This is a genomic window from Parvibaculum sp. (assembly GCF_035511255.1).
Taxonomy (GTDB): Bacteria; Pseudomonadota; Alphaproteobacteria; order Parvibaculales; family Parvibaculaceae; genus Parvibaculum.
This window is the reverse complement of the sequence record NZ_DATKFR010000248.1, coordinates 1-5717: the sequence shown is the minus strand read 5'-3', so window position 1 is coordinate 5717 and position 5717 is coordinate 1. Positions and strand designations below refer to the sequence as shown.

Below are 5717 nucleotides of genomic sequence, written 5' to 3'. Positions count from 1 at the left end.
TCGACGGCAATCCGCCGCCCTCGATCCTGCAGGTTCCGGGCGCCAAGGACCGCGCCGTCGAGTTCACCTCGCTGTCGAAGACCTATTCGATGCCGGGCTGGCGCATGGGCTTTGCGGTCGGCAACGACCGGCTCATCAACGCGCTCGGCCGCGTGAAATCCTATCTCGACTACGGCGCCTTCACGCCGATCCAGGTGGCGGCGACGGCGGCGCTGAACGGTCCGCAGGATTGCGTCGCCGAAATTCGCCAGATCTACAAGAGCCGCCGCGATGTGCTGGTCGACAGCATGGCGCGTTCGGGCTGGGACATTCCGAGCCCGCCGGCGAGCATGTTCGCCTGGTCGCCGATCCCGGAGAAGTTCCGTCACATCGGCTCGCTGGGCTTTTCGACGCTGCTGCTCGAACAGGCCGACGTCGCCGTCGCGCCGGGCATCGGCTTCGGCGAATATGGCGACGGGCATGTGCGCATCGGTCTCGTCGAGAACGAGCAGCGCATCCGGCAGGCGGCGCGCGGCGTCAAGCGCATGATGCAGAACGCCGACCAGATTCTCGCGGAGTATGAGGAACGCGTGGGGATCAAGGGCAATGTCGTTCCGCATCCCAATTCGACGAGAGCGAGCCGGACGTGAGTAAACCACTGCGGATAGGTGTGGCGGGCCTCGGCACCGTCGGGGTCGGCGTTGTCAAGATTCTGGCGGCGCGACGGGAGTTTCTGGCCGCGGCGGCAGGGCGTTCCATTGACCTCGTTGCGGTCAGCGCGCGCGACAGCGCGAAGTCGCGCGGCATCGATCTTGACGGGGTGCGTTGGGAGAACGACGCGCGCAAGCTCGCGGCGGCGAACGATATCGATGTCGTGGTCGAGCTGATCGGCGGCGCCGAAGGCGTCGCGCGCGAAGTCGTCGAGACGGCGCTCGCAAACGGCAAGCATGTCGTCACGGCGAACAAGGCCTTGATCGCGCATCACGGCATCTCGCTCGCGCGTGCCGCCGAGCAACGCGGCGTCGCGTTCAACTATGAGGCGGCGGTCGCGGGCGGCATTCCGATTATCAAGGCGCTACGCGAGGGGCTGGCGGCGAACGAGATCGAGAGCCTCGTCGGTATTCTGAACGGCACCTGCAACTACATTCTGACAGAGATGGAAACGACGGGCCGCGACTTCGGCGACGTGCTGAAAGACGCACAGGCGCTCGGCTATGCCGAGGCCGATCCGTCCTTCGATGTCGGCGGCATCGACGCCGCACACAAGCTTGCCATTCTCGCAAGTCTTGCCTTCGGCCGCGAGATCGACTTCGGCAGCGTACACATCGAGGGCATCGAGAAGATCACGGCGGCCGACATCCGGTTCGCCAGGGAGTTCGGCTACAAGATCAAGCTCCTCGCGATCGCGACCAAGACCGATGGCGGCGTGGAACAGCGCGTGCATCCGGCGCTGGTCGCCGACGGTTCGCCACTCGCGGCCGTGTCGGGCGTTTTCAACGCCGTGGCGGTGCGCGGCGATCGTGTGGGCCTGCTTGTGCTCGAAGGACGCGGCGCGGGCGAGGGGCCGACGGCGTCCGCCGTTCTCTCCGACCTCGTGGACATCGCGCGCGGCCTCGTCATGCCGCCCTTCATCGTGCCGACGAGCCATCTGAAACAGCCGGCCAAGGCGAACGCCGACAAGTCGCAGAGCGCCTATTACCTGCGCTTCAACGCGATCGACCGCGCCGGCAGCATGGCCGAGATCACCCGCGCGCTGGCGAATGCCGCCGTATCGATCGAACGCATCGTGCAGCCGGGCGAGCAGGGCGACACCGGCCGCAAGCCGGTCGTCTTTGTCACGCACAAGACCGAAGAAGGTTCTATGCGCGCGGCGCAGACACATTTATCAAGACTTGAAGATGTGGCGGGCAAACCGCTCGTGATCCGGATCGAAGACGGCGAATCACGTTAAGCAGACGAAAAGTTCTCGACGAGGGAAAGACCGATGTCTGGCAAAGTAGGTATAAGCAGGATGCTGACGCTCGAGGTGACGCGTGTCACCGAACGGGCGGCGATACTTTCATCCCTGCTGGCGGGGCGCGGCGACGAGAAGGCGGCAGACCAGGCCGCCGTCGACGCGATGCGTACGGAGCTCAACAGGCTCGACATCGACGGCACCATCGTCATCGGCGAGGGCGAGCGCGACGAGGCGCCGATGCTCTATATCGGCGAAAAGGTCGGCACCGGCAAAGGCCCGAAGGTCGACATCGCGCTCGATCCGCTGGAAGGCACGACGCTCTGCGCGAAGTCGATGCCGAACTCGCTGGCGGTGCTCGCGATGGCGGAAGGCGGCAGCCTTCTTCATGCGCCGGACACCTACATGGACAAGATCGCCATCGGCGGCGGCTATCCGGAGGGGCTTGTCGATCTCGACGCGACGCCGAAGGAGAACATCGCGGCGCTGGCGAAGGCGAAGGGTGTCGATGTCTCGCAGATCACGGCTTGCATTCTCGACCGGCCGCGTCATGCCGATCTGATCGCCGCCGTGCGCGCGACGGGCGCGCGCGTGACGCTGATCACCGACGGCGACATCGCCGGCGTCATCAACACGACCGACCCGGTGACGGGCATCGACATCTATCTCGGCATCGGCGGCGCGCCGGAAGGCGTGCTGGCGGCGGCGGCGCTGCGCTGCACGGGCGGCCAGATGCAGGGGCGGCTCGTTACGTCGAGCGACGAACAGAAGGCGCGCGCCTCGAAGATGGGCGTGAAGGACTTTGACAAAAAATACGACATGCACGAGATGGCCTCGGGCGATGTGATCTTCGCCGCCACGGGCGTCACCGACGGCAGCATGCTCGAGGGCATCCGCTATGTACGCGGCGGCATCACCACGCATACGGTGGTCATGCGCTCGTCGCGCGGCACGGTGCGCTGGGTGAAGGCGCTGCATCCGTCGATCGAACCGTTCAAATAAGGATTACCTCCCCCTCGAGGGGGAGGTCGATCGGCGTAGCCGATCGGGCGGGGGGGCTTCTTCGAAAGACTCTTTTCCGGGCTCACCCCCCTCCCAACCCTCCCCCTCAAGGGGGGAGGGCTATACGGAAGGCGGGCGATGATATGTTGGCTCCTGCGCTTACCCATTTTCTCGGCGTCGAGCGGTCGCTGACCGGCCGCGCCTGGGTGAGCCGCCTGGTCGACGACCGCCTCGCGATGGCGATCTCGCAACGCGAAGGACTGCCCGAGATCGTCGCGCGCGTGCTGGCGGGACGCGGCGTTGCGCCGGAAGATTGTGCCGCCTATCTCGCGCCGAGCCTCAAGAATCTGCTGCCCGATCCATCCTCGCTGCTCGACATGGATAAGGCCGCGCGGCGCATCGCCGACGCGATCATGAAGGGCGAGAAGGTCGCGGTGTTCGGCGACTACGATGTCGACGGCGCGACCTCGAGCGCGCTGCTGAAGCGGTTCTTCAAGGGCGTCGGCCACGACATCCGCATCTATATTCCCGACCGCATCCGCGAAGGCTACGGCCCCAACGCGCCGGCGCTGATGGAACTGCGCGACGACGGCATCAAGCTCGTCGTCACCGTGGATTGCGGAACCATGGCGCACAAGGTGCTGGGGCTTGCCGCCGATGCGGGTCTCGAAGTGATCGTTATAGACCATCATCAGGCCGAGCCGTCGCTGCCTCCGGCGCTGGCGCTGGTCAATCCGAACCGGCTCGACGATACCAGCGGGCAGGGCACGCTGGCCGCAGTGGGCGTCGCCTTCCTCTTCGTCGTCGCGATCAACCGCGCCTTGCGCGATGGCGGCTGGTACACGAGCCACGACGAGCCTGACCTTCTCGCGCTGCTCGACCTGGTGGCACTCGGCACCGTTTGCGACGTGGTGCCCCTGGTGGGCCTCAATCGCGCTTATGTGGCGCAGGGGCTGCGTGTGCTGGCGCGGCGGGGCAATATCGGCCTCAAGGCGCTGGCCGACGTGGCGCGGCTGGAAGGCACGCCAGGCGCCTATCATTTGGGGTTCCTGCTGGGACCGCGGGTCAATGCGGGCGGCCGGGTAGGGCGCTCCGATCTCGGTGCGCGGTTGTTGACGACGGGCGATCCCGAAGAGGCGGCGGCCATCGCGCGCGAGCTCGATCTGCTGAACAAGGAGCGCCAGTCGATCGAGGCGCAGGTGCTGGACGAGGCGCTGGCGCAGGTCGACATGGCGCTCGGCGCCAGCCGCCGCAACGCGCCGCCGTCGGTCATCGTCGCGGCATCGAAAGGCTGGCATCCGGGCGTCATCGGCATCGTCGCGGCGCGGCTCAAGGAGCGCTACGAACGGCCCTCCATCGTCGTTGCCTTCGACGGCAAGGGCGAAGGCAAGGGGTCCGGCCGCTCGATCCAGGGCGTCGATCTCGGCCGCGCGGTGACGGCGGCGCTGGAGGCAGGTCTTCTGGTCAATGGCGGCGGTCACGCGATGGCGGCGGGGCTGACGGTCCGCGAGGACAAGCTGCCGGCGCTTGCGGACTTCCTCGAGGCCCGCATCGCAAGCGAAGTGCTCGCGGCTTCCGAATCGAAGGACCTGCGCATCGATGGCGCCTTGAGCGCCCGGGGCGCCAACCGCGAGCTCTACGACCTGCTGGAGCAGGCGGGACCCTATGGGGCGGGAAACCCTGAGCCGCGCTTCGCCGTGCCGGCCATGCGGGTCGCCCATGCCGACATCGTGGGGCAGGGCCATGTGCGCTGCGCGCTGACCGGCGAGGACGGGGCGCGGCTGAAGGCCATCGCCTTCCGCGCGGCGGACAATCCGCTGGGCAAGGCGCTGCTCGACCGGGGTACGGGCACGATTCATGTCGCCGGCCGGCTCAAGGCCGACGATTGGCGCGGCCGCCGCGACGTGCAGTTCACGATCGAGGATGCGGTGCCGACGAGGGACGCGACGCCCTGAGGCTCATCCTTGCGGCGACCAAACGTCGCGTCTGGCGACGGATTTCGAGTCGCGCGGGGGCGCTTTGATTTAAATCAATGAAGCCCCTATTCCCAGAATGGCTAATTGGCGCGGTTCAAGCGCGGCGCAGTCCGCACCCGTCAAAACGCCTTCAGGGGAGCTCAAATTGCTGACTGAAAATCTCTACTACCTCGCACTGGCCGCCGGCGTGTTCGCCGTCTTTGCCGCGACCCTTGCCTATTATTCGTCGAACGCCGGCAAATAGCCGGCACCGGCCCGGGGGCCGCGCGGCTCGCCATGTTGCGAGCATTGACGCTCAGCCTCCGGCGAGCCCGCATCTTCTCTCCGTCGATCCGGCGGCGGGTTGCGACCTTGCCGAACAGCCTCTTGTCATGTCGGGCACATCCCCTTATAAGCCCGGTCCAGCGGCTCATTTGGCCGGCGCATGATGCGCCCTTCGTCTATCGGTTAGGACGCCAGATTTTCATTCTGGAAAGAGGGGTTCGACTCCCCTAGGGCGTACCATTGTCTCTCGCGGCTGGCATTTGCCGCTGCCGGCAATCTCCCGTTCAGCCACTCTCCCGCAATCGCCTTTCTAGCCGACATTGGCGACGCGCTTCACAGGCGGTTCCCGGAACTGCAATGCATGGAGATGGGAGTAGAGGCCGCCTTCCGCCAGAAGCTCTGCGTGGGAGCCCATCTGAAGCACCTTGCCCTTGTCCAGGACATAGATGCGGTCCGCATTGCGCACAGTCGAAAGCCGGTGAGCGATCACGATGGTCGTACGTCCTTCCATCAGCCGGTCGAGCGCTTCCTGTACCTTCGAT

At 66.2% G+C, this 5717-nt stretch carries 4 protein-coding genes, 1 tRNA gene and 1 pseudogene; 5 read left to right on the top strand and 1 reads right to left on the bottom strand.

The window, feature by feature from the left end; translation table 11 throughout:
* The 5 genes from VMR03_RS09880 to VMR03_RS09860 form a co-directional block, all read left to right on the top strand.
* A partial coding sequence (locus tag VMR03_RS09880; RefSeq protein ID WP_325404705.1) for an aminotransferase class I/II-fold pyridoxal phosphate-dependent enzyme occupies positions 1-629 on the top strand: 629 nt, incomplete at its 5' end.
* A complete protein-coding gene (locus tag VMR03_RS09875; RefSeq protein ID WP_325404703.1) occupies positions 626-1930 on the top strand; it encodes a homoserine dehydrogenase in 1305 nt (434 codons plus the stop codon). The genes VMR03_RS09880 and VMR03_RS09875, both read left to right, overlap by 4 nt.
* 33 nt (positions 1931-1963) lie before the next feature.
* Positions 1964-2935 carry a class II fructose-bisphosphatase gene (gene glpX, locus VMR03_RS09870; RefSeq protein ID WP_325404699.1) on the top strand — a complete coding sequence of 324 codons (972 nt, stop codon included), beginning with the start codon at positions 1964-1966 and terminating at the stop codon, positions 2933-2935.
* Positions 2936-3078: 143 nt separating this feature from the next.
* Positions 3079-4890, top strand: a complete 1812-nt coding sequence (recJ, locus tag VMR03_RS09865; protein WP_325404697.1) for a single-stranded-DNA-specific exonuclease RecJ — start codon at positions 3079-3081, stop codon at positions 4888-4890.
* Positions 4891-5340: 450 nt separating this feature from the next.
* A tRNA-Glu gene (locus VMR03_RS09860) sits at positions 5341-5415 on the top strand.
* A gap of 70 nt (positions 5416-5485) precedes the next feature.
* Here the strand turns inward: VMR03_RS09860 and VMR03_RS09855 are convergent.
* Positions 5486-5717 (bottom strand): annotated as a pseudogene (locus VMR03_RS09855) (ABC transporter); the annotation flags it as partial.